Source organism: Enterobacter sp. 237C8 (genome assembly GCF_034106865.1).
GTDB lineage: Bacteria > Pseudomonadota > Gammaproteobacteria > Enterobacterales > Enterobacteriaceae > Enterobacter > Enterobacter asburiae_B.
Genome location: NZ_JAWNDF010000003.1, coordinates 191,100 through 213,593 on the forward strand (window position 1 = coordinate 191,100; position 22,494 = coordinate 213,593).

The 22,494-nt window shown below is 59.1% G+C and carries 20 protein-coding genes; 14 read left to right on the forward strand and 6 right to left on the reverse strand.

The window, feature by feature from the left end; translation table 11 throughout:
* Position 1: 1 nt before the first annotated feature.
* Genes lsrD through lsrA form a run of 3 tightly spaced genes read right to left on the reverse strand, consistent with a single transcriptional unit; the run spans position 2 to position 3,495 of the window.
* Positions 2 to 979 (reverse strand): autoinducer 2 ABC transporter permease LsrD, encoded by a 978-nt coding sequence (gene lsrD, locus USF70_RS12695; RefSeq protein ID WP_039260482.1) that lies wholly within the window; start codon positions 977 to 979, stop codon positions 2 to 4.
* Complete coding sequence (gene lsrC / locus USF70_RS12700; protein WP_320735678.1) at positions 980 to 2,011, reverse strand: autoinducer 2 ABC transporter permease LsrC; 1,032 nt, start codon at positions 2,009 to 2,011, stop codon at positions 980 to 982.
* Positions 2,008 to 3,495, reverse strand: coding sequence for an autoinducer 2 ABC transporter ATP-binding protein LsrA (gene lsrA / locus USF70_RS12705; protein WP_232938762.1), 1,488 nt, complete (start codon positions 3,493 to 3,495; stop codon positions 2,008 to 2,010). Before lsrA ends, lsrC begins: the two co-directional genes overlap by 4 nt.
* A 215-nt stretch (positions 3,496 to 3,710) precedes the next feature.
* Between lsrA and lsrR the strand changes: the two genes are divergently transcribed.
* The 3 genes from lsrR (at position 3,711) to USF70_RS12720 (ending at position 8,542) form a co-directional block, all read left to right on the forward strand.
* Positions 3,711 to 4,682 carry a transcriptional regulator LsrR gene (lsrR, locus tag USF70_RS12710; protein ID WP_048974664.1) on the forward strand — a complete coding sequence of 324 codons (972 nt, stop codon included), beginning with the start codon at positions 3,711 to 3,713 and terminating at the stop codon, positions 4,680 to 4,682.
* Between the two features lie 32 nt (positions 4,683 to 4,714).
* A complete protein-coding gene (gene lsrK, locus USF70_RS12715; protein WP_182382741.1) occupies positions 4,715 to 6,313 on the forward strand; it encodes an autoinducer-2 kinase in 1,599 nt (532 codons plus the stop codon).
* Between the two features lie 207 nt (positions 6,314 to 6,520).
* Positions 6,521 to 8,542, forward strand: coding sequence for an NADPH-dependent 2,4-dienoyl-CoA reductase (locus USF70_RS12720; protein WP_232938743.1), 2,022 nt, complete (start codon positions 6,521 to 6,523; stop codon positions 8,540 to 8,542).
* Positions 8,543 to 8,662: 120 nt separating this feature from the next.
* Here USF70_RS12720 and rlmG read toward each other — a convergent pair whose 3' ends face one another.
* Complete coding sequence (rlmG, locus tag USF70_RS12725) at positions 8,663 to 9,799, reverse strand: 23S rRNA (guanine(1835)-N(2))-methyltransferase RlmG (protein ID WP_010435862.1); 1,137 nt, start codon at positions 9,797 to 9,799, stop codon at positions 8,663 to 8,665.
* 83 nt (positions 9,800 to 9,882) lie between these two features.
* On the opposite strand from rlmG, the gene USF70_RS12730 reads away from it, so the two are divergent.
* From USF70_RS12730 to sstT, 4 genes are all read left to right on the forward strand, one after another.
* The gene (locus USF70_RS12730; protein WP_320735679.1) at positions 9,883 to 10,386 is read left to right on the forward strand and encodes a M48 family metallopeptidase; all 504 of its coding nucleotides are present in this window, start codon (positions 9,883 to 9,885) and stop codon (positions 10,384 to 10,386) included.
* 70 nt (positions 10,387 to 10,456) lie between these two features.
* Positions 10,457 to 11,455: a Gfo/Idh/MocA family protein gene (locus USF70_RS12735; RefSeq protein WP_048974668.1), complete on the forward strand. Its 999-nt coding sequence runs from the start codon at positions 10,457 to 10,459 to the stop codon at positions 11,453 to 11,455.
* A 250-nt stretch (positions 11,456 to 11,705) separates the two neighbouring features.
* Positions 11,706 to 12,674, forward strand: coding sequence for a TerC family protein (locus USF70_RS12740; protein ID WP_232938745.1), 969 nt, complete (start codon positions 11,706 to 11,708; stop codon positions 12,672 to 12,674).
* Positions 12,675 to 12,893: 219 nt separating this feature from the next.
* Positions 12,894 to 14,135, forward strand: a complete 1,242-nt coding sequence (gene sstT / locus USF70_RS12745) for a serine/threonine transporter SstT (protein WP_029739668.1) — start codon at positions 12,894 to 12,896, stop codon at positions 14,133 to 14,135.
* A gap of 138 nt (positions 14,136 to 14,273) precedes the next feature.
* On the opposite strand, the gene USF70_RS12750 is transcribed toward sstT, so the two are convergent.
* Both USF70_RS12750 and uxaC read right to left on the reverse strand, forming a co-directional pair.
* Entirely contained in the window at positions 14,274 to 15,761 is a 1,488-nt protein-coding gene (locus USF70_RS12750; protein ID WP_232938746.1) for a UxaA family hydrolase, read from the reverse strand.
* Between the two features lie 17 nt (positions 15,762 to 15,778).
* Positions 15,779 to 17,191, reverse strand: a complete 1,413-nt coding sequence (uxaC, locus tag USF70_RS12755) for a glucuronate isomerase (protein ID WP_320735680.1) — start codon at positions 17,189 to 17,191, stop codon at positions 15,779 to 15,781.
* 475 nt (positions 17,192 to 17,666) lie between these two features.
* Here uxaC and USF70_RS12760 point away from each other — a divergent pair, with 475 nt between their 5' ends.
* The 7 genes from USF70_RS12760 (at position 17,667) to USF70_RS12790 (ending at position 22,492) form a co-directional block, all read left to right on the forward strand.
* On the forward strand, positions 17,667 to 18,965 hold the full coding sequence (locus USF70_RS12760) for an MFS transporter (RefSeq protein WP_023333537.1): 1,299 nt from the start codon (positions 17,667 to 17,669) through the stop codon (positions 18,963 to 18,965).
* Positions 18,966 to 19,080: 115 nt separating this feature from the next.
* Complete coding sequence (gene exuR / locus USF70_RS12765; protein WP_023309288.1) at positions 19,081 to 19,857, forward strand: transcriptional regulator ExuR; 777 nt, start codon at positions 19,081 to 19,083, stop codon at positions 19,855 to 19,857.
* A gap of 344 nt (positions 19,858 to 20,201) precedes the next feature.
* On the forward strand, positions 20,202 to 20,864 hold the full coding sequence (yqjA, locus tag USF70_RS12770) for a DedA family general envelope maintenance protein YqjA (protein ID WP_024906405.1): 663 nt from the start codon (positions 20,202 to 20,204) through the stop codon (positions 20,862 to 20,864).
* A gap of 2 nt (positions 20,865 to 20,866) precedes the next feature.
* On the forward strand, positions 20,867 to 21,250 hold the full coding sequence (gene mzrA / locus USF70_RS12775; RefSeq protein WP_039260467.1) for an EnvZ/OmpR regulon moderator MzrA: 384 nt from the start codon (positions 20,867 to 20,869) through the stop codon (positions 21,248 to 21,250).
* 142 nt (positions 21,251 to 21,392) lie between these two features.
* A complete protein-coding gene (locus USF70_RS12780; protein WP_023309291.1) occupies positions 21,393 to 21,761 on the forward strand; it encodes a DUF1090 domain-containing protein in 369 nt (122 codons plus the stop codon).
* 31 nt (positions 21,762 to 21,792) lie between these two features.
* A complete protein-coding gene (locus tag USF70_RS12785) occupies positions 21,793 to 22,098 on the forward strand; it encodes a DUF883 family protein (protein WP_008503141.1) in 306 nt (101 codons plus the stop codon).
* A gap of 1 nt (position 22,099) precedes the next feature.
* Complete coding sequence (locus USF70_RS12790; protein ID WP_023333540.1) at positions 22,100 to 22,492, forward strand: phage holin family protein; 393 nt, start codon at positions 22,100 to 22,102, stop codon at positions 22,490 to 22,492.
* The last annotated feature ends 2 nt before the right edge of the window (positions 22,493 to 22,494 follow it).

Below are 22,494 nucleotides of genomic sequence, written 5' to 3' on the forward strand. Positions count from 1 at the left end.
CTTACGCTCCGGATAGTTTTCTAAAGAGAGAACGCACCCACTCGCGGTGCAGACTCAGCGAACGTCCCATCACCACCACAACCAGCAGCGCCCCTGACAGCGCGCTCGACACCTGGTTAGGGATGCCGACCATCTGTAAACCCTGCTGCAGGTAGCCCACCAGCAGTGCCGCCAGCGCAGTACCAACAACCGAACCTGACCCGCCGTAGATATTGGCCCCGCCGAGCACGGCGGCGGTGAGCGCGGGCATCAGCAAATCGCGCCCCAGATCCGAACGCGCGGAGCCGAAATAGGAGACCATCACCAGCGCGGCAACCGCCGAGGCCACGCCCACCAGCCCGTACAGCGCGTAGGGCATGCCGTTCACCGACAGCGCCGCATAGCGCGCCGCGCGCGGGTTTTGCCCGATCAAAAACAGATGGCGACCAAAGCGCCCGCGGTGGGTAATCAGCCAGAAGAAAAACGTAATTACCGCGAACAGCACCAGCGGGATCGGCAGGCCCAGCACCGTGAGGTTAGCGAACGCCGTGAAGCCGTCCGGGAAGCCGCCGATGCCCTCGTAGCCCGTCGCGCCCGCCATGCCGGAGAGCAGCAGCGCGCCGCCGCCGTAGAGGTAAAGCGTGCCGAGGGTGATGACTAAAGGACTAATGCCGGTGTAGTGGATCAGCGCCGCATTCAGCAGCCCGCACAGCAGGCCGAGCAGCAGCGTCAATGGAATAGCGACCGCCATCGGCCACCCCGCCTGCATCATCACGCCCAGCGCGATGGCGCACAGGCCGATGGTTGAGCCGAGGGAGATGTCGATCCCGCCGCTGATGATGACCAGCGTGAGCGGCAGCGCCACGATGCCGATGCAGATGAAGTCGCTGGTGCTGAACAGCAGCATGTTGACGTCGAGCATGCGCGGGTTGATGGCGCCAAAGAGCAGGATCTCCAGCACCAGCAAAATCAGCAGCGCGCTTTCCCAGTTAAGCCTCATTTACGCCACCTCTTTTTTGCGTTTGGGAAACGGGGTGACGTGCTTTCCCCCTTTGTTACCCGGCTGGAAGCGACCGTACTTCAGCGCCCGCTGATGGCGCGCCAGCGCCTGGCGCAGACGCCCGTCGAGCACCAGCACGCCCAGCAGCACCAGCCCGGCGATAAAGTCGTTCCACCACGCCGGGAGCCTGAACAGCACCAGCACGGTGTCGATTTGGGTCAGGAAGAAGGCGCCGAGCAGCGCGCCAATCAGCGTGCCCGTGCCGCCCAGCAGCGAAATACCGCCGAGCACGCAGGCGGCGATGGCCTTCATCTCCAGCCCGCTGCCGGTCTGGTTGGGCACAAAGCCAATCTGCGCGGCAAAGACGATCCCGGCGCAGGCCGCCAGCATGCCGTTGAGGGTAAAGGCGATCATGCGGGTGCGGTTCACCGCCACGCCCAGCTGTCGCGCGGCGGCGAGGTTATCCCCCACCGCGTAGAAATCACGCCCGAACGCGGTGCGCGAGAGCGTCCACGCGCCCGTGACCGCGATAATTAACACCAGCATGCCGAGCGGCGAAATGCCGATGGCGGCAGGCTCAGAGAGGGATTTCAGCCCGGGTGGCAGTCCTTCAATCCACTTTCCGCCGGTCCAGAGCAGCATCGCGCCGCGGTACAGCCCCAGCGTGCCGAGGGTGGCGACAATCGCCGGAATGCGCAGCCCCACCACCAGAAACCCGTTGAACGCCCCGGCCAGCGCGCCAACAGACAGCGCGAAGAGAATGGAAACGGGCAGGCTGTAGCCGCTGTTCAGCGCCACGCCGACGGCAATGGCGGACAGCCCGACGGTTGAGCCAACGGACACGTCGATATTGCGGGTCAGCATCACCAGCGCGGCACCGATGGCCAGCAGGATCAGGATCTGCGAGCTGGCGAAAATCATCCCGAGCGTCTGTAAACTCAGGTAGGACGGATTCAGCGCCACCAGCACGGCGAACAGCGCCAGAATGGCGAGGAACGCGCTCAGCTCGCGGTTTTTCAGCAAGGTCTTCATGACTGCCCTCCGAATGCCAGCGCCATCATCCTGTCGAGGCTGACGGCGTGGCGCGGCAGCTCGCCGCTGAGCACGCCCTGATGCATCACCAGCACGCGGTCCGCAAGGCCCGGGAACTCGTCAAGATCGCTTGAGATCATCAGCACCGCCACGTTCTGCGCCGCCACGCTTTTTATCAGCTGGTAGATGTCGGCGCGCGCCGAGACGTCCACCCCGCGCGTCGGTTCATCGACGATCAGCAATAAGGGGTTGGCCTCCAGACAGCGCGCCAGCAGCACCTTCTGCTGGTTGCCGCCGGAGAGCGTGCGCACGGTTTGATCCGCATGGTTGAGCTTGATCCCCAGCGCCCGGTGATAGCGCTCCACCACCGCCGACTCCCGCTTGCGCTGCTGCCAAATCGACGGCTCGTTCAGCGCCACCGTGTTCCAGCGGATCGGCGCGTCGAGGAACAGGCCGGACACCTGCCTGTCTTCCGGCAGGTAGACCAGCCCTTTTTCCAGGCGTGAACTTACCGGCTCGGCGGTAATGTCCTGATTCTCCAGCCAGACGCGTCCGCCGCGTACCGGCCGCAGGCCGTAGAGCGTTTCCGCAAACTCGGTGCGCCCGGATCCCACCAGCCCGGCCAGGCCGACGATCTCGCCGGCGTAGATCTCAAGGCTGAGATCGATAAAGCCTTCCCCGGTGAGATCCTCCACCCGCAGCACCGGGAAATCCTGCGGCTGGGTGCGGCGGTTGCCCGGCAGCGCCAGCCACAGCTTTTGCGTATCGCTGAGGGATTTCTCCCGGCTTACCGGCGTCATGGCGGCGATCAGGGCGCTGTCGTCAAACTGCGCGGTTTCACCGCTCAGCACCACCGCGCCGTCGCGCATCACCGAGACGTGGCTTGCCAGCTGGCGAATCTCCGGCAGCTTGTGCGAGATAAAGACAATCCCGACGCCGAGCGCCTGCAGGGCGCGGATCTGGCGGAACAGCCGCTCGGTTTCGCCGGGCGTGAGGGAGGCCGTGGGTTCGTCGAGGATCAGGATCCTCGCGTTGCGCATCAGCCCGCGCAGGATCTCCACCATCTGCTGATCCGCCACTTCAAGGGTGCTGGCGGCGGCGTCGAGGTTAAGCTGGCACTGGAGCTGCTGGAGCTTCTCCGCCAGGCGCTTTTCCAGATCGCGTTCGCGCGGCAGGCGAAACAGGATGTTTTCCCGCACCGTCAGGTTGGGGAACAGCAGCGGCTCCTGCGGCACCAGATAAATGCCTAACCCGTGCGCCTGAGCGGGCGTGAGCCGCGCATATGACTGCCCCTCGACAGAAAGTTCACCGCCGTCCGGCGTTTCGACCCCGGCGATGATCTTCATCAGCGTCGATTTTCCCGCGCCGTTTCCGCCCATCAGGGCGTGCACCTGGCCCGCAAGCAGCGTGAAATCAATGCCTTTTAAGACCGGCACGCCTGAGAACTGCTTGCTGATATTCCGCGCGTCGAGAAGTGGTGTCATCATCGCTCCGCTATTGAACAAATGATTTTTAGATTTAATAATGTTCAAAAGCGTAGACGGTGAACTATATTTACAACCGTGCAGAGATCACAGTTTTATCGATTGAGATTCAGATAAACCAGAAACGATCTAAAAGATCCGTTTTGTCGCGTGGCTCACACTTTCCCTTCGCGTCATCACGAACATATGATCTAAATTTTTATAAGAGTTCAACTATGAGCGATAAACGCACTGCGGAAGAAGTAAGGTTTGCCGGGCTGGCACTGGCGGAAGAGGAGCTGGTGGCGCGCGTAGCCTGGTGCTACTACCACGACGGGCTGACCCAGAACGACATCGGCGAGCGGCTCGGGCTGCCGCGCCTGAAGATCTCCCGCCTGCTGGAAAAAGGCCGTCAGTCCGGGGTGATCCGCGTGCAGATCAACTCCCGCTACGAGGGCTGTCTGGCGCTGGAGACCGAGCTACAGCAGCGCTTTGGCCTGAAGCTGGTGCGCGTGATGCCCGCGTTAAATACGCCGCCGATGAACGTGCGGCTCGGCATTGGCGCGGCGCAGTCGCTGATGGGCGTACTGGAGCCCGGCCAGCTATTAGCGGTGGGGTTTGGTGAAACCACCATGAGCTGCCTGCAGCACCTGAGCGGCTTTATCAGCTCGCAGCAGATCCGCCTGGTGACGCTCTCCGGCGGCGTCGGGCCGTACATGACCGGTATCGGCCAGCTGGACGCGGCCTGCAGCGTCAGCATGATCCCCGCCCCGCTTCGCGTGTCATCCGCAGAGGTGGCCGGGATCTTAAAACGCGAGACCAGCGTGCGGGACGTGATCCTCGCCGCGACCGCCGCCGACGTGGCGGTGGTCGGCATTGGTTCAGTGAACCAGCGCCGTGACGCCACGATACTGCGCTCCGGCTATATCAGCGAAGGTGAACAGCTGATGTATGCCCGCAAAGGGGCGGTCGGCGACATTCTCGGTTATTTCCTCAATGCCGAAGGGGAATGCGTCGAGGAGCTGGAGATCCACAAAGAACTGCTGGGCGTCACGCTCGATGAACTGGCGCAGCTGCCCACCATCGTTGGCGTGGCCGGAGGAGAAGAGAAAGCCGATGCGATTTATGCCGCACTGAAGGGTCGCCGTATCAATGGCCTGGTGACGGAGGAGACGACAGCCCGCGCGGTGCTGGCTCTGGCCGACTAAGAGCCGCCCTGCGCTAACAACGAGGCAAGCTCATGAGTTACCTTTTAGCGTTAGATGCAGGGACAGGCAGCGTTCGCGCCGTGATTTTCGATTTACAGGGCAACCAGATTGCCGTCGGCCAGGCCGAGTGGAAGCACCTGAGCGTGGAGAACGTGCCGGGATCGATGGAGTTCGATCTGGAGACCAACTGGCAGCTGGCCTGCCGGTGCATTCATCAGGCGCTGGAGCGTGCGCGCCTGAGCGCGGCGGATATTCAGTCCGTCGCCTGCTGCTCCATGCGCGAAGGGATCGTGCTGTACGACCGCAACGGCGAGGCCATCTGGGCCTGCGCCAACGTCGACGCCCGCGCCAGCCGCGAGGTGGCCGAACTCAAAGAGATCCACGACGACCGTTTTGAATCCGAGGTGTATGAGGTTTCCGGCCAGACGCTGGCGCTGAGCGCCATGCCGCGCCTGCTGTGGCTGGCGCACCATCGTCCTGACATCTACCGTAAAGCCGCCACCATCACCATGATCAGCGACTGGCTGGCGGCGAAGCTCTCCGGCGAGCTGGCGGTCGACCCGTCTAACGCGGGCACCACCGGCATGCTGGATCTGTTTTCCCGCGACTGGCGTCCGGCGCTGCTCGACATGGCCGGGCTGCGCGCCGATATTCTCTCCCCGGTGAAAGAGACCGGCACCGTGCTGGGCACGATTACCAAAGAGGCCGCCCAGCAGTGCGGCCTGCGCGAAGGCACCCCGGTGGTGATGGGCGGCGGCGACGTGCAGCTGGGCTGCCTGGGGCTGGGCGTGGTCCGCGCCGGACAGACGGCGGTGCTGGGCGGTACCTTCTGGCAGCAGGTGGTCAACCTGCCGCAGGTGCGCACCGACCCCGAGATGAACATCCGCGTGAACCCGCACGTTATCCCCGGCATGGCGCAGGCGGAGTCGATCAGCTTCTTTACCGGGCTGACCATGCGCTGGTTCCGCGACGCCTTCTGCGCCGAGGAAAAGCTGATTGCCGAGCGGATGGGGATGGACACCTATTCCCTGCTGGAAGAGATGGCGAGCCGCGTACCGGCAGGCTCCCACGGGGTGATGCCGATATTTTCCGATGCGATGCATTTCAAGCAGTGGTACCACGCCGCGCCGTCGTTTATTAACCTCTCCATCGATCCGGAAAAATGCAATAAAGCGACGCTGTTCCGCGCCCTTGAGGAGAACGCGGCGATTGTCTCGGCCTGCAACCTGGCGCAGATCTCGCGCTTCTCCGGCGTGACGTTTGAAAGCCTGGTGTTTGCGGGCGGCGGGGCCAAAGGCGCCCTGTGGAGCCAAATTTTAAGCGACGTCACCGGGCTGCCGGTGCGCGTGCCGGAAGTGAAAGAGGCGACGGCGCTCGGCTGCGCGATTGCCGCAGGTGCGGGCGCGGGGCTGTTTGCGGATATGGCCTCGACGGGCGAGCGGCTGGTGAAGTGGAGCCGCGAGTTCACGCCGAACCCGCAGCACCGCGAGCTGTACGACGGCATGATGCAGAAATGGCAGGCGGTGTACGCCGACCAGCTTGGGCTGGTGGACAGCGGGCTGACGACATCGATGTGGCAGGCACCGGGGTTAGTAAAAACCCACACCCCTCACCCTGCCCCTCTCCCCTGAGGGGAGAGGGAAAAAATCAGATCGAGCCAATTCTTTGAGACCGCACCAGCCAGTCCCCTCTCCCCTTTGGGGAGAGGGTTAGGGTGAGGGGCGAAGTTCTTTGAGATCTATCACAATCATTCGATCCCGCTTTTACCTTTCCGCTCCCGCTGGCTAAATTAGTAACTCATCCGACCACATAACAATAATTTTACACTGGAAGAGACTATGAGCCGCTACCCGTCGTTATTCGCCCCCCTCGATCTGGGGTTCACCACACTCAAAAACCGCGTGTTGATGGGCTCGATGCACACCGGGCTGGAGGAGCATCCCGACGGGGCCGAGCGTCTGGCAGCCTTCTATGCCGAGCGCGCCCGCCACGGGGTGGCGCTGATTGTCACCGGCGGCGTGGCCCCGGCGCCTTCCGGCGTGGGCATGGAGGGCGGCGCGGTCCTGAACGATGCGTCACAGCTGCCGCACCACCGCATTGTGACCGACGCGGTACACCGCGAGGGCGGTAAAATCGCCCTGCAAATCCTGCACACCGGACGCTACAGCTATCAGCCGAACCTGGTCGCGCCGTCGGCCATTCAGGCGCCAATCAACCGCTTTAAACCTCATGCCCTCAGCCACGATGAGATCCTGGCGCTGATCGACGACTTTGCCCGCTGTGCGGCGCTGGCGCGCGAGGCGGGCTACGACGGCGTGGAGGTGATGGGCTCGGAAGGCTATCTGATTAACGAGTTCCTCGCCGCCCGCACCAACCAGCGCGACGACGAATGGGGCGGCGACTATGCCCGCCGGATGCGCTTTGCCGTGGAGGTGGTGCGCGCGGTGCGCGAACGTGCGGGCGCAGACTTTATTATCGTCTTCCGCCTGTCGATGCTCGACCTGGTGGAAGGCGGCGGCACGTTCGACGAAACCGTGCAGCTGGCGCAGGCGATTGAAGCCGCCGGTGCCACGATTATCAACACCGGGATTGGCTGGCACGAGGCGCGCATCCCGACCATCGCCACGCCGGTGCCGCGCGCGGCGTTCAGCTGGGTAACACGGAAGCTGAAAGGCAAAGTCTCTGTTCCACTGGTCACCACCAACCGCATTAACGATCCGCAGGTAGCGGACGATGTGATTTCACGCGGCGACGCCGACATGGTGTCGATGGCGCGCCCGTTCCTGGCCGATGCCGAACTGCTCTCCAAAGCGCAAAGCGGCCGTGCGGACGAGATCAACACCTGCATCGGCTGTAACCAGGCCTGTCTGGATCAGATCTTCGTCGGCAAGGTCACCTCTTGCCTGGTTAACCCTCGCGCCTGCCATGAAACCAAAATGCCGATCGTTCCGGCGGTCAGTAAAAAGCGTCTGGCCGTGGTGGGCGCTGGCCCCGCGGGCCTGGCGTTTGCGGTGAATGCCGCCTCGCGCGGGCACAGCGTGACGCTGTTTGATGCGCTAGCGGAGATTGGCGGGCAGTTTAATATCGCCAAACAGATCCCCGGCAAAGAGGAGTTCTATGAAACCCTGCGCTACTATCGCCGGATGATCGACCTGACGGGCGTCGAGCTGCGGCTTAATCAGTTTGTCAGCGCGGCGGATCTGATCGGTTTCGACGAGGTGATCCTGGCGAGCGGGATCGTACCGCGCACGCCTGCGATCGAGGGCATCGATCATCCTAAAGTGTTGAGCTATCTGGATGTATTGCGTTACAAAATGCCGGTCGGCGAGAAGGTGGCGATTATCGGCTGCGGCGGGATCGGCTTTGATACCGCCATGTACTTAAGCCAGCCGGGCGAGGCCACCAGCCAGAACATTGCCGAGTTTTGCGTGGAATGGGGTATCGACACCAGCCTGAACCAGTCCGGCGGGCTACGCCCGGAAGGGCCGCAGCTGCCGAAAAGCCCGCGCCAGATCGTGATGCTGCAGCGCAAGGCCAGCAAGCCGGGCGAAGGGCTGGGCAAAACCACGGGCTGGATCCACCGCGCCACCCTGCTCTCGCGCGGGGTGAAGATGATCCCGGCGGTGAGCTACCAGAAGATCGACGACGAGGGTCTGCACGTCACGATCGGCGGCGAGCCGCAGTTGTTACGTGTGGATCATGTGATTTTATGCGCCGGGCAGGAGCCGAAGCGCGATCTGGCGGATCCGCTGCGCGAAGCCGGTAAAACGGTGCATTTGATCGGCGGGTGCGACGTGGCGATGGAGCTGGATGCGCGGCGGGCAATTGCGCAGGGGACGAAGTTGGCTCTGGCGATCTAGGGTATTGCCGGGCGGCCAGGGTAAAAGCAAAACGGCAACCCAGTTGCCGTTTTTAGCGTTTGCTCCCTCTCCCTGTGGGAGAGGGCCGGGGTGAGGGCATCAGGCCGCACATCCCCAATCTTAACGACGACGTCCCAGCTTCACCGCCTTCAGCACCACGAATTTATTGTTCGTCGCAACGGTGACGCAGTTGCCGAAAATCTTCTTCAGCTTGTGGAAGTAGTCCAGGTGGCGGTTCGCCACGATGTACAGCTCGCCGTTGATTTTCAGGCAGCGGCGCGCGTGGTGGAACATCTCCCACGCGACGTTATCCGTCAGGGCGTGCTTCTGGTGGAACGGCGGGTTGCAGAACACGGCGTTGAAGCGGAACGGCTCTACGCCGGACAGCGCGTTGTTGATCATAAACTCGCAGCGGTCCAGCGCTTCAGGCATGTTGGTTTCCACGTTCAGACGGCTGGAGGCCACCGCCATTGGCGACTCGTCGCTGAACACCACGCTGGCGTCCGGGTTCTTCGCCAGCAGCGTCAGGCCAATCACGCCGTTACCGCAGCCCAGATCGACGATTTCCCCTTCCAGATTTTCCGGCAGATGTTCCATAAAGAAACGCGCCCCGATATCCAGCCCGGTGCGGGAGAAGACGTTCGCATGGTTGTGGATGGTCCAGTCGGTGCCTTCCAGCTTCCAGCTCAGGGTCTCCGGCGCGTCGGCCAGCTCCGGCGCGCTGAAGGTGCAGTTGATCAGGCGCGCTTTTTTCCAGGCCAGCGTCGTGGTGGTCGGGCCGAGGACTTTCTCGAACAGCTCGAGCGTCGAGGTGTGAATATCGCGCGCTTTAGCGCCCGCGATAATGCGCGTTTCCGGCGTCACGACCTTACGCAGCGCGCGCAGCTGTTGCTCCAGCAGCGCCATGGTTTTTGGCACTTTGATCAGCACCACGCCCGGCGCCTGCGGGTAGTCCGCGGTGCTGTCAAGGAACTTCACGCTGGACTCTTCGATGTCGTTATGGCGCAGGTTTTCACGCGTCGCCAGCTCGCTCAGGTAGGAATCGCCGATGCTGTATGGCGTGTGCTCCGCCAGGGCGCAGCCCAGCGCGCCAAAGGCGTCATTCAGGATCAAAACCGGGCCGCGGATTTCAGTCTCATCCAACTGCTGCAGCAGATATTCATCTGCCGCTTCCCACGCCATGAGCGGGTTAACGTCGTCCGTTTCCGGGAAACGTTTAAGGTTGAGTGAACGGAAACCGTTGTCTAAGTGGCTCATCGGCCCTCCTGAATGGTAAAATTTGGCGTATCCCTGAAAAGGGTGCGTGAGTATACCCGTTTTCGCATTAATTTGGGCTTTTGATGAACCAACTTACTTATCTCCAGGGCTATCCGGAGCATTTACTGACTCAGGTTCGCAGCCTGATTGCCGAGCAGAAGCTCGGCGCGGTGCTGGAAAAACGCTATCCCGGCACGCACGATTTCGCGACCGATAAGGCCCTCTGGCAGTATACGCAGGATCTGAAAAGCCGGTATCTGAAGAGCGCGCCGCCGATCAACAAGGTGATGTACGACAACAAGATCCACGTGCTGAAAAACGCGCTTGGCCTGCACACCGCCATTTCCCGCGTACAGGGCGGCAAGCTGAAAGCGAAGGCCGAAATCCGCGTCGCGACGGTTTTCCGTCACGCGCCGGAGGCGTTTCTGCTGATGATCGTCGTCCACGAGCTGGCGCACCTGAAGGAGAAAGAGCACGACAAAGCGTTCTACTCCCTGTGCTGCCACATGGAGCCGCAGTACCACCAGCTGGAGTTTGATACCCGCTTGTGGCTTACGCATTTATCGTTAAATGGTAATGCGGAATAGCGCACGCGAATTGTCATGATGACGTGCTACAGTGGCTGAAGGTTCCCCGCTACGGAGTACGTAAACGTTTATGATACGTTTCGCAGTCATTGGTACGAACTGGATCACGCGCCAGTTCGTCGACGCCGCCCACGAAACCGGCAAACTTAAGCTTACCGCAGTCTATTCCCGCAGCCTTGAGCAGGCGCAGAGTTTTGCCAACGATTACCTCGTTGAGCATCTCTTCACTTCGCTTGATGACATGGCGCAAAGCGACGCTATTGACGCGGTGTATATCGCCAGCCCGAACTCCCTGCACTTCCCGCAAACGAAGCTGTTCCTCAGCCATAAAAAGCATGTGATTTGCGAGAAGCCGCTGGCGTCAAATATTGAGGAAGTGGAAGCGGCCATTGCGCTTGCCCGCGAAAACCAGGTGGTGCTGTTCGAAGCGTTCAAAACCGCCAGCCTGCCGAATTTCCTGCTGCTGCAGCAGTCACTGCCGAAAATTGGCAAAGTGCGTAAAGCCTTTATCAACTACTGCCAGTACTCGTCGCGCTATCAGCGCTATCTGGACGGCGAGAACCCCAACACCTTTAACCCGGCGTTCTCGAACGGCTCGATTATGGATATCGGTTTCTATTGCCTGGCCTCTGCCGTGGCCCTGTGGGGCGAACCGCACGGCGTCAGTGCGCAAGCCAGCCTGCTGGAGAGCGGCGTGGATGCGCACGGTGTAGCGGTGCTGGATTACGGTGATTTCAGCGTCACGCTGCAGCACTCCAAGGTGAGCGACTCCGTGCTGCCGAGCGAAATTCAGGGCGAAGCGGGCTCGCTGGTTATTGAGAAGATCTCCGAGTGCCAGAAAGTGAGCTTTGTGCCGCGCGGCGGCAAAGCGCAGGAGCTGACGCAGCCTCAGCATATTAACACTATGCTCTATGAGGCAGAGGTCTTCGCCCGTCTGGTGGAAGACAACGAAGTGAATCACCCCGGCCTCGCGGTGAGCCGCACCACGGCGAAGCTGCAAACGGAGATCCGTCGCCAGACCGGCGTGGTATTCCCGGCAGACGGCGTGAGCGCGGAAGCGATCGCGTAAAGCTGTGTAATGAAACGGCGCAGACCATTGACGAAACCAATGGTCTGACATATTTTGTTACCTGCAAAGGGGAGTAACTTCTTCGCCGGTGGATCGTCATTACGATGCGTTAAACACGCATCCGGTCGCCGGGCAACCTTCGTGGTTGTAAGTGAGACCTTGCCGGAAGGCGAGGTCTATGCATAAAAAGCTAACGGCTATCGTCTTCTGACCATGGCCGTTTTTGTTTTTTATGTGTAAGGAAAATAGTATGCATTCTGTCGGCACTCCAATGTTGTGGGGCGGATTCACGGTTGTCGTGCTCATCATGCTGGCGATCGACCTCTTTTTGCAGGGGCGTCGCGGCGCACACGGCATGAGCATCAAACAGGCTGCGGCCTGGTCTCTGGTGTGGGTCACCCTCTCCCTGCTGTTCTGTGCCGCCTTCTGGTGGTACCTGGCGTCGACCGAAGGCCGCGCGGTGGCCGACCCTCAGGCGCTCGCCTTCCTCACCGGTTATCTGATTGAAAAAGCCCTGGCGGTTGATAACGTCTTCGTCTGGCTGATGCTGTTCAGCTACTTTGCCGTACCTGCTGCCCTGCAGCGACGCGTGCTGGTGTACGGCGTGCTGGGCGCGATTATCCTGCGTACCATCATGATCTTCGCCGGCAGCTGGCTGATTACCCAGTTCGAATGGCTGCTGTACGTCTTCGGCGCGTTCCTGCTGTTCACCGGGGTCAAAATGGCGCTGGCGAAAGAAGACGGCTCCGCGATTGGCGATCGCCCGCTGGTGAAGTGGATCCGTGGGCATCTGCGCATGACCGACAAGATCGAGAGCGAGCACTTCTTCGTGCGCAAGAACGGCCTTCTGTTTGCCACTCCGCTGCTGCTGGTACTGATTCTGGTTGAGCTAAGCGACGTGATTTTCGCGGTGGACAGCATTCCGGCGATCTTCGCGGTGACCACCGACCCGTTCATCGTCCTGACGTCTAACCTGTTCGCCATTCTCGGCCTGCGTGCGATGTACTTCCTGCTGGCAGGCGCGGCGGAGCGCTTCTCGATGCTGAAGTACGGTCTGTCGGTGATACTGGTGTTTATCGGCATCAAGATGCTGATCGTCGATTTCTACCATATCCCGATCGCCATTTCGCTCGGCGTGGTGTTTGGCATTCTGATCGTGACGCTGATTATCAATACCTGGGTTAACCGCCAGCACGATAAGAAGCAGCAGGTGGAGTAATCCCCCTCACCCCGGCCCTCTCCCACAGGGAGAGGGTGAACACACTTTTGTAACGCAGTAGTTAAAAAATATGATGCAACACGTAAAATCCAGCATTTTACGCTTTCTTCCTTTCGCGCATTCCCTATACTCGACCAGGCAAACATTTACTTACATCCGGACATAAATGTGACTAAGAGCACATCCGGGATGGAACGCAATTTCACTCAGGAAATACGTATGAGCACACAATCAAGCGGACTGTTCGCGCGCCTGGCGCAGGGCAGCCTCGTTAAACAAATTCTGGTCGGGCTGGTGCTGGGTATTCTGCTGGCGATGGTGTCAAAACCTGCTGCGGAGGCTACGGGGCTGCTCGGGACCCTTTTCGTTGGCGCACTGAAGGCCGTGGCACCGGTACTGGTTCTGATGCTGGTCATGGCGTCAATTGCCAACCACCAGCACGGACAAAAAACCAACATTCGCCCCATTCTGTTCCTGTATCTGCTGGGAACCTTCTCGGCTGCCTTAACGGCCGTGGTGTTTAGCTTCCTGTTCCCCTCCACGCTGCACCTGACCAGCGCGGCCGGTGACATCACGCCGCCATCCGGCATTGTCGAAGTGCTTCGCGGACTGCTGATGAGCATGGTTTCTAACCCCATCACCGCGCTGATGAGCGGAAACTACATTGGCATCCTGGTCTGGGCGATTGGTCTGGGCTTCGCGCTGCGTCACGGTAACGACACCACGAAAAATCTGGTCAACGATCTGTCAAACGCCGTGACCTTTATGGTGAAGCTGGTGATTCGCTTTGCGCCAATTGGCATTTTCGGGCTGGTCTCCTCTACGCTTGCAACCACCGGCTTCGACGCGCTGTGGGGCTACGCGCAGCTGCTGGTTGTGCTGGTCGGCTGTATGCTGCTGGTGGCGCTGGTGATCAACCCGCTGCTGGTGTTCTGGCAGATCCGCCGCAACCCGTATCCGCTGGTGCTGACCTGCCTGCGCGAGAGCGGAGTGTATGCCTTCTTCACCCGCAGCTCTGCGGCGAACATTCCGGTTAACATGGCGCTGGCGGAGAAGCTGAACCTGGACCGCGATACCTATTCCGTGTCGATCCCGTTGGGCGCAACCGTGAACATGGCGGGCGCGGCAATCACCATCACCGTGCTGACCCTGGCGGCGGTGCATACGCTGGGCATTCCGGTGGATCTGCCAACCGCATTGCTGCTGAGCGTGGTGGCGTCACTGTGCGCCTGTGGCGCATCCGGCGTAGCGGGCGGTTCGCTGCTGCTGATCCCGCTGGCGTGTAATATGTTCGGCATCCCGAACGAGATTGCGATGCAGGTTGTGGCCGTCGGCTTTATCATCGGCGTGCTGCAGGACTCCTGCGAAACAGCGCTGAACTCCTCTACCGACGTGCTGTTTACCGCAGCGGCCTGTCAGGCGGAAGACGCGCGTTTAGCGAAGAACGCCCTGCGCAGTTAACAACAAAAGCCCGGTGGCGGCTACGCCTTACCGGGCCTACAGGGTAAATGCAAAACGGCAACCAACGGTTGCCGTTTTTAGTGTTTGTACCCTCTCCCCGTGGGAGAAGGTCAGGGTGAGGGCATCAGGCCGCACCGATTAAAGCGTCACACCACTCTTAAAGATCGCCAGCTCGCGGAAGTCGTTCTTCTCGTTGCAGGTCTGCCTGCCGTTAGCAAATTCCACGATAGTATCCACGAACTCCGTCAGCAGCTGCAGCATCGCTTTGCCGTGAATCAGCTGGCCCGCATCAAAGTCGATCCAGTGCTTTTTCTTTGCCGCCAGCTCGCTGTTGGTAGCGATTTTCACCGTCGGCACAAAACCACCGTACGGCGTGCCGCGACCGGTACTGAACAGCACCATATGACAGCCGGCACCTGCCAGCGCGCTGGTGGCGACCGCATCGTTGCCCGGTGCGCTCAGCAGGTTCAGACCGTGGGTTTTCAGGCGCTCGCCGTAGCGCAGCACGTCAACCACCTGGCTCGCGCCCGCTTTCTGGGTGCAGCCGAGGGATTTCTCTTCCAGCGTGGTGATCCCGCCCGCTTTGTTGCCCGGCGACGGGTTCTCGTAAATCGGCTGATTGTGGGCGATGAAGTACTGTTTGAAGTCGTTCACCATCGTGACGGTCTTCTCAAAGGTCTCTTCGTCGCGGCAGTGGCTCATCAGAATACGCTCCGCGCCGAACATTTCCGGCACTTCGGTCAACACCGTCGTGCCGCCGTTGGCAATCACGTAATCCGAGAAGCGGCCCAGCATCGGGTTAGCGGTAATGCCGGAAAGGCCATCTGACCCGCCGCACTCCAGCCCAAACTTGAGCTCGCTCAGCTTGCCCGGCTCGCGCCTGTCATGGCGCATCACCTCATAAAGCTGGTGAAGCTGCTCAACGCCCGCTTCCACTTCATCGTCCTGATGCTGGCACACCATAAAATGCACGCGCTCAGGATCGAACTCGCCCAGCGTGTCGCGGAAGGCGTCCACCTGATTGTTCTCGCAGCCCAGGCCAATCACCAGCACCGCGCCCGCATTCGGATGACGCACCATGTTTTGCAGCATGGTGCGGGTGTTAATGTGGTCGTCACCGAGCTGGGAACAGCCGTAGGTGTGGCTGAACAGATGCACGCCGTCAGTCCCTTCGGCGTTGTTGGTCTCTTTCAGGAAGCGCGTCTGGATCTGGCGCGCAATTCCGTTGACGCAGCCGACGGTCGGGAGGATCCACAGCTCGTTGCGGATCCCCACGTCGCCGTTGGCGCGACGGTAGATCTGCACCTCACGATCGGCCGCCTGACGCTCTTCCGTCGGTAAATCAGGTTGATAGCTGTACTCGTCCAGATCGCTCAGATTGGTGCGGGTATTGTGTGAGTGAATGTATTCACCCGGCGCAATATCCGCCAGCGCATGGCCGATGGGCAAACCGTACTTCACCACGTTCTCCCCTTTCGCAATGGGGATCAGGGCAAACTTGTGTCCACGGACGATCGCCTGACGCAGGGTGACGCTCTGGTTATCAACGGTCACCACGTCGCCTTCAGCGAGATCCGTCAGCGCGACGGCCACGTTATCCAGCGAATGGATTTTGATGTATTGCATATCAACCTCAAACGGCCTTAGTTCAGTTCAATGGCGAAGTAGTCACGCGCATTGTTAAAGCAGATGTTTCTCACCATTTCGCCCAGCAGCTGGATATCCGCTGGCGCTTCGCCCGCGTGTACCCAGCGACCAATCATCTGGCACAGAATGCGTCGGAAATATTCATGACGGGTATAGGACAGGAAGCTGCGGCTGTCGGTCAGCATGCCGACAAAGCGGCTCAGCAGACCCAGCTGCGCGAGCTGCGTCATCTGACGCTCCATGCCATCTTTCTGATCGTTAAACCACCAGCCGGAACCGAACTGCATCTTGCCCGGCATCCCTTCGCCCTGGAAGTTGCCGACCATGGTACCCAGCACTTCGTTATCGCGCGGGTTCAGGCAGTACAGGATGGTTTTAGGCAGCAGGTTATGTTCGTTCTGTTTGCTCAGCAGTTTTGACAGCTCTTCCGCCAGCGGACGATCGTTGATGGAGTCGAAGCCCACGTCAGCACCGAGCAGTTTGAACTGGCGCTGGTTATTATTGCGCAGCGCGCCGATATGGTACTGCTGTACCCAGCCGCGACGCGCGTATTCCGCACCGAGGAATACCAGCACCGCCGTTTTGAACTGCGCCACTTCGTGCTCGCTTAAGCCTTCGCCAGAGAGACGACGCGCCAGAATGCTGTCCAGCTCGGCTTCGTTTGATTCCGCAAACAGCACTACGTCCAGCGCGTGGTCAGACACTTTACAGCCGTGCGCCGCGAAGTGATCCAGACGTTTGGTCAGCGCGGTTTGCAGGTCAGCGAAACGACGGATGTCGGTATCCGACACTTCCGCCAGCTTCGCCATGTAGTCGGTGAAGGTGGCCTGCTCAATGTTGAAGGCTTTGTCCGGGCGCCAGCTTGGCAGCACTTTGATATCAAAAGAGGTATCTTTCGCGACAACGGCATGATGCTCCAGGGAGTCGATCGGATCGTCGGTGGTGCCCACCATCTTCACGTTCATCTGCTTCATGATGCCGCGCGCGGTGAAGTTATCCTGCGCCAGCAGCGCGTTGCAGCGATCCCAGATTTCATCCGCGGTCGTTGGGGAAAGCAACTTGCCGGTGATGCCAAACGGACGGCGGAGTTCAAGATGGGTCCAGTGGTAGAGCGGGTTGCCGATGGTGTGCGGAACGGTTGCCGCCCAGGCGTCAAACTTCTCGCGGTCGGTCGCATCGCCGGTACACAGGCGCTCCGCCACGCCGTTGGTGCGCATGGCACGCCATTTATAGTGGTCACCCTTCAGCCAGATGTCATACAGGTTTTTGAAGCGATAATTTTCGGCAACCTGCTGCGGCGGTAAATGGCAGTGGTAGTCGAAAATCGGCTGGTCTTTTGCGTAGTCGTGGTACAGGCGGCGAGCAAATTCGGTATCTAACAGAAAATCTTCGGTCATAAACGGCGTCATTATCGTCTTCCTCATTACGGGAGCGCAGAAAGCGTATGTTCATATGCTGCAAAGTTATCACACCAATTTCCACCAACCGAAGCTTTTTTCGTGAGTGAGATCAATAAACGCCAACAAATAAATTACCCTCAATGAAGTAAACCCTTCTGCAGACCGCGCCAATACTGGCTTTGCGCGCGACGATTAATGTCCCCACAAAGAATCATACATTTGTGATGTCACTCACCTTTTAAAGTTGTATGACAAGTTATCTTTTCGCCGTCGCAAACACTCAGCCGACGGAATGCATTACCGGTGTGAGAGACATCGGGTTTAACGGTACGGATACCGACTTATGCACGCTTACTTATGGCAAGGTTCGGGCCGTTCCGGGACATGCTCCTGGTTACGCCCCTCCCGTTACACAACTGCTCCCGGAAACGGTTGAGAGGTTGCCGTGCTCTGGCGCGGAAATAACATAACGATGAGGTTTTAGATGCGTAAAATTAAAGGGTTACGTTGGTATATGATCGCACTGGTGACGTTAGGCACCGTGCTGGGCTACCTGACGCGTAACACCGTGGCAGCAGCAGCGCCAACGTTGATGGAAGAGCTGCATATCTCCACGCAGCAATACTCCTACATCATTGCCGCCTATTCCGCGGCGTATACCATCATGCAGCCTGTTGCGGGCTACGTGCTGGATATTCTCGGTACCAAAATCGGTTATGCCTTCTTCGCCATCGCCTGGGCGGTGTTCTGCGGTGCAACCGCGCTGGCAGGCAGCTGGGGTGGACTGGCGCTGGCGCGCGGTGCGGTCGGTGCGGCTGAAGCCGCGATGATCCCGGCGGGCCTGAAGGCCAGCTCCGAGTGGTTCCCGGCGAAAGAGCGTTCCATTGCGGTCGGCTACTTCAACGTGGGCTCGTCCATTGGGGCGATGATAGCGCCGCCGCTGGTGGTGTGGGCCATCGTGATGCACAGCTGGCAGATGGCGTTCATCATCTCAGGCGTGCTGAGCTTCGCCTGGGCGATGGCGTGGCTGATTTTCTACAAACACCCGCGCGATCAGAAAAAACTCTCCGAAGAAGAACGTGAATACATCATTGGCGGTCAGGAAGCGCAGCATCAGACCAACAACGGCAAAAAAATGACCGTCTGGCAGATCCTGGGCACCCGTCAGTTCTGGGGTATCGCCCTGCCGCGTTTCCTGGCTGAACCAGCCTGGGGTACCTTTAACGCGTGGATCCCCCTGTTCATGTTTAAAGTCTACGGCTTTAACCTGAAAGAAATCGCGATGTTCGCCTGGATGCCCATGCTGTTCGCTGACCTGGGCTGTATCGTGGGCGGCTACCTGCCACCGCTGTTCCAGCGCTGGTTTGGCGTGAACCTGATCGTTTCCCGTAAGATGGTGGTGACCATGGGCGCGCTGCTGATGATCGGCCCAGGCATGATCGGCCTGTTCACCAGCCCGTACGTTGCCATTGCCCTGCTGTGCATCGGTGGCTTTGCGCACCAGTCCCTGTCCGGCGCGCTGATTACGCTCTCGTCTGACGTCTTTGGTCGTAACGAAGTGGCAACCGCCAACGGCCTGACCGGCATGGCCGCCTGGACCGCGAGCACCATGTTTGCACTGGTGGTCGGCGCGCTGGCGGATACCATCGGCTTCAGCCCGCTGTTCGCGGTGCTGGCGATCTTCGACCTGATGGGTGCGGTGGTTATCTGGACGGTGCTGAAAAGCAAATCCGCAGAAGAGCTGGCGAAAGAGTCTCTCGGGAAACCGGCGACGCAGAGTTAGCGAAAATACGTTTCGCCGAAGCCGCCTCCGGGCGGCTTTTTTAATGGCAAAATCTGGAGAGTGGCACGCAAAAGTGGTATAACAAATCATCTGCCGTACCCTGCCTGGAGCGCATATGGAAATCACCGAACCACGTCGTTTGTATCAACAACTTGCTGCGGAGCTGAAAGATCGCATCGAGCAAGGGGTCTATCTTGTCGGTGATAAACTTCCCGCCGAGCGCTTTATCGCGGATGAAAAAAGCGTCAGCCGCACGGTGGTGCGTGAAGCGATTATCATGCTGGAAGTGGAAGGCTACGTTGAGGTACGCAAAGGCTCCGGCATTCACGTGATTTCTAATCTGCCGAAACACTCTCCCGTCGCGGACGAAAGTCTGGAATTCGCCAGCTATGGCCCGTTTGAGCTGCTCCAGGCTCGCCAGCTGATCGAAAGCAATATTGCTGAGTTTGCGGCGACGCAGGTGACCAAGCAGGACATCATGAAGCTGATGGAGATCCAGGAGAATGCCCGTAAGGAAAAATGTTTCCGCGATTCAGAGTGGGATCTGCAGTTCCACGTTCAGGTCGCCCTGGCAACCCAAAATACGGCCCTGGCGGCAATCGTTGAAAAAATGTGGACTCAGCGCGTTCACAACCCGTACTGGAAAAAACTGCACGACCATATCGATTCCCGTACCGTCGACAACTGGTGCGACGATCACGACCAAATCCTTAAGGCGCTGATTCGTAAAGATCCGCATGCCGCCAAGCTGGCGATGTGGCAGCACCTGGAAAACACCAAGCAGATGCTGTTCAACGAAACCAGCGATGACTTTGAATTTAACGCTGACCGCTATCTTTTTGCCGATAATCCGGTTGTTCATCTCGATACGGCTTCCAGTGCCGCAAAATAGATGACCTTTCTGCTGGCAGGCGCTACGTCGCGCCTTCCGGCTTACAGGAGTAAGCAAAACATATATAGTGTCAGCCTTTGTAAATCCCCTCGCTCACTTCCTGGGCTTACGCCAAAATCAATTCACCCCTGCAAATTCTGTGACGCAGAACGTTGGGCTTTGTTACAATTGGATTCAATTCCTTATTTTGTAAGTTAGTGCTTGCTAACCAGCCAATTAACAGGGAACAGTGTTGGCCACACCGCAATGTGTCCGCGAGCGACCATAATGAAATCACAACAATGTCGCCGTGCTGTTTGTCCCGGATAACAGGCGTGACGTTAACCGATTTCCAGGAACACTGAATGGAACTTTTGACCCAACTGCTGCATGCCCTCTGGGCGCAGGATTTTGAAACGCTGGCCAACCCTTCCATGATTGGCATGCTCTATTTCGTCTTGTTTATGATCCTGTTCCTTGAGAACGGTTTGCTGCCTGCTGCCTTCCTGCCCGGTGACAGTTTGCTGGTACTTGTCGGCGTGCTGTGTGCCAAAGGGGCGATGGCGTTTCCACACACCATTTTATTACTGACCGTGGCGGCAAGCCTCGGCTGCTGGGTGAGCTATATCCAGGGACGATGGCTGGGCAATACCCGGATCGTCCAGAACTGGCTCTCTCATCTTCCCGCGCATTATCACCAGCGGGCGCACCACCTTTTCCACAAGCACGGGCTTTCCGCGCTGCTGATTGGCCGCTTTATCGCCTTTGTTCGCACCCTGCTGCCGACCATTGCCGGTCTGTCGGGGTTGAGCAGCACGCGCTTCCAGTTCTTTAACTGGATGAGCGGCCTGCTATGGGTGCTAATTCTGACGACGCTCGGCTATGCGCTGGGTAAAACGCCGGTCTTTATGAAATATGAAGACCAGCTGATGTCCTGCCTGATGCTGCTGCCTGTGGTTCTGCTGGTCTTCGGCCTGATTGGCTCACTGGTTGTCCTGTGGAAAAAGAAATACGGAGCCAGAGGCTAACGATGGCTATCTCACCGCTCGCCCTGCGCCGTTTTGCCGTTGCCGTGATTACGCTGATCGTCCTCAGCGCCATGCTGCTGGCATGGAGCGCGCTTTCGCATCAAGAATCGACGCTGGCTATTCGCCCGGTAAACCAGGGCGCCAGCGTGCCTGACGGTTTTTCTGTCTGGCATCATCTGGACGCGAACGGGATCCGCTTTAAGAGCATTACCCCGCAGGACGATGTTTTACTGATCAAGTTTGATTCCCGTGCGCAAAGTGCCGCCGCGAAAGTGGTTCTCGACCGTACCCTGCCGCACGGGTATATCATTGCCCAGCAGGAAGATGACAGCCAGCCTGCAGCCTGGCTGTCATTGATTCGCGATACGTCGCATCGGTTTGGATAACTTCCAGGATTCCGAATCTTTTCACTCACTTTGGTGAATCCCCCGTTTACTTACTATGCTTAAGTACGCGGAGCACCCCTCGATGTACTCCGCATAACTTTGGATAGCGGCTAACGCCGCAACACAATGGAAGGTTTCGATAATGAAATTCCGCATGACTCTGGCTCTGGCCCTTTTTTCTTTAAGCACAGCATCCTTCGCAAACTCTCTCTGTCAGGAGAAAGAACAGGATATTCAGCGTGAGATCGGTTATGCCGAAAAGCATAACAATCAGCACCGTGTTGATGGTCTTAAAAAAGCGCTGAGCGAAGTGAAAGCGAACTGTTCAGACAGCAAGCTTCGTGCCGACCACAAGAAGAAAATCGCTGAACAGAAGGACGAGATAGCCGAGCGCCGTCGCGACCTGCAGGAAGCGAAAGAGAAAGGAGATGCGGAAAAAATTGCTAAGCGCGAGAAGAAGTTGAAAGAAGCGCAGGATGACCTGAAAGCGCTGGAAGCTCGCGATTATTGAGTTAACGGAAATCTCAACAGGAGAGAGAATCATGTCAAAAGATACGACGTCTGAACATCTGCGCGCTGAACTGAAATCCCTGGCCGATACCCTTGAAGAGGTGCTGAACTCCTCTGCTGACAAGTCAAAAGAAGAGGTCAGCAAGCTGCGCAGCAAGGCGGAGCAGGCGCTGAAAGAGAGCCGCTATCGCCTGGGTGAAACCGGTGATGCGCTGGCGAAACAGACCCGCGAAGCGGCTGCGCGCGCGGACGAATATGTGCGTGATAATCCATGGACGGGTGTAGGGATTGGTGCCGCAGTGGGTGTGGTACTGGGTGTCCTTCTGACGCGTCGTTGATATGGAAGATCCTCGTCACGCACAAGGGCCTGCTAACAACGTCCTCGGCATCGGCCAGCGTATTTTAACGACGCTGGTCGGGATTGCCGAAACGCGCGTCCGGCTGGCAGTGGTGGAGCTGGAAGAGGAGAAAGCGAACCTCTTCCAGATGCTGCTAATGCTCGGGCTGACCATGCTCTTTGCCGCGTTTGGTCTGATGAGCCTGATGGTGTTAATCATCTGGGCCATCGATCCGCAGTATCGTCTTAACGCGATGATTGCCACCACCGTCGTTCTGCTGGTCGCCGCGTTGATAGGCGGTATCTGGACGCTGCGTAAAGCGCGCAAGTCCACTTTCCTGCGCCATACGCGTCAGGAGCTGGCGAACGATCGCGCTCTGCTGGAGGATGACTAGCC

Excerpts from the sequence above, each read along its gene's own strand:
- mzrA (WP_039260467.1), top strand. The coding sequence starts at position 20,867 with ATGGCTATCTCACCGCTCGCCCTGCGCCGTTTTGCCGTTGCCGTGATT.
- lsrK (WP_182382741.1), top strand. The coding sequence starts at position 4,715 with ATGAGTTACCTTTTAGCGTTAGATGCAGGGACAGGCAGCGTTCGCGCC.
- lsrC (WP_320735678.1), bottom strand. The coding sequence starts at position 2,011 with ATGAAGACCTTGCTGAAAAACCGCGAGCTGAGCGCGTTCCTCGCCATT.
- USF70_RS12785 (WP_008503141.1), top strand. The coding sequence starts at position 21,793 with ATGTCAAAAGATACGACGTCTGAACATCTGCGCGCTGAACTGAAATCC.
- USF70_RS12780 (WP_023309291.1), top strand. The coding sequence starts at position 21,393 with ATGAAATTCCGCATGACTCTGGCTCTGGCCCTTTTTTCTTTAAGCACA.
- yqjA (WP_024906405.1), top strand. The coding sequence starts at position 20,202 with ATGGAACTTTTGACCCAACTGCTGCATGCCCTCTGGGCGCAGGATTTT.
- uxaC (WP_320735680.1), bottom strand. The coding sequence starts at position 17,191 with ATGACGCCGTTTATGACCGAAGATTTTCTGTTAGATACCGAATTTGCT.
- USF70_RS12735 (WP_048974668.1), top strand. The coding sequence starts at position 10,457 with ATGATACGTTTCGCAGTCATTGGTACGAACTGGATCACGCGCCAGTTC.
- exuR (WP_023309288.1), top strand. The coding sequence starts at position 19,081 with ATGGAAATCACCGAACCACGTCGTTTGTATCAACAACTTGCTGCGGAG.
- lsrA (WP_232938762.1), bottom strand. The coding sequence starts at position 3,495 with ATGACACCACTTCTCGACGCGCGGAATATCAGCAAGCAGTTCTCAGGC.
- USF70_RS12750 (WP_232938746.1), bottom strand. The coding sequence starts at position 15,761 with ATGCAATACATCAAAATCCATTCGCTGGATAACGTGGCCGTCGCGCTG.
- lsrD (WP_039260482.1), bottom strand. The coding sequence starts at position 979 with ATGAGGCTTAACTGGGAAAGCGCGCTGCTGATTTTGCTGGTGCTGGAG.
- lsrR (WP_048974664.1), top strand. The coding sequence starts at position 3,711 with ATGAGCGATAAACGCACTGCGGAAGAAGTAAGGTTTGCCGGGCTGGCA.
- USF70_RS12760 (WP_023333537.1), top strand. The coding sequence starts at position 17,667 with ATGCGTAAAATTAAAGGGTTACGTTGGTATATGATCGCACTGGTGACG.
- sstT (WP_029739668.1), top strand. The coding sequence starts at position 12,894 with ATGAGCACACAATCAAGCGGACTGTTCGCGCGCCTGGCGCAGGGCAGC.
- USF70_RS12740 (WP_232938745.1), top strand. The coding sequence starts at position 11,706 with ATGCATTCTGTCGGCACTCCAATGTTGTGGGGCGGATTCACGGTTGTC.
- USF70_RS12720 (WP_232938743.1), top strand. The coding sequence starts at position 6,521 with ATGAGCCGCTACCCGTCGTTATTCGCCCCCCTCGATCTGGGGTTCACC.
- rlmG (WP_010435862.1), bottom strand. The coding sequence starts at position 9,799 with ATGAGCCACTTAGACAACGGTTTCCGTTCACTCAACCTTAAACGTTTC.
- USF70_RS12730 (WP_320735679.1), top strand. The coding sequence starts at position 9,883 with ATGAACCAACTTACTTATCTCCAGGGCTATCCGGAGCATTTACTGACT.
- USF70_RS12790 (WP_023333540.1), top strand. The coding sequence starts at position 22,100 with ATGGAAGATCCTCGTCACGCACAAGGGCCTGCTAACAACGTCCTCGGC.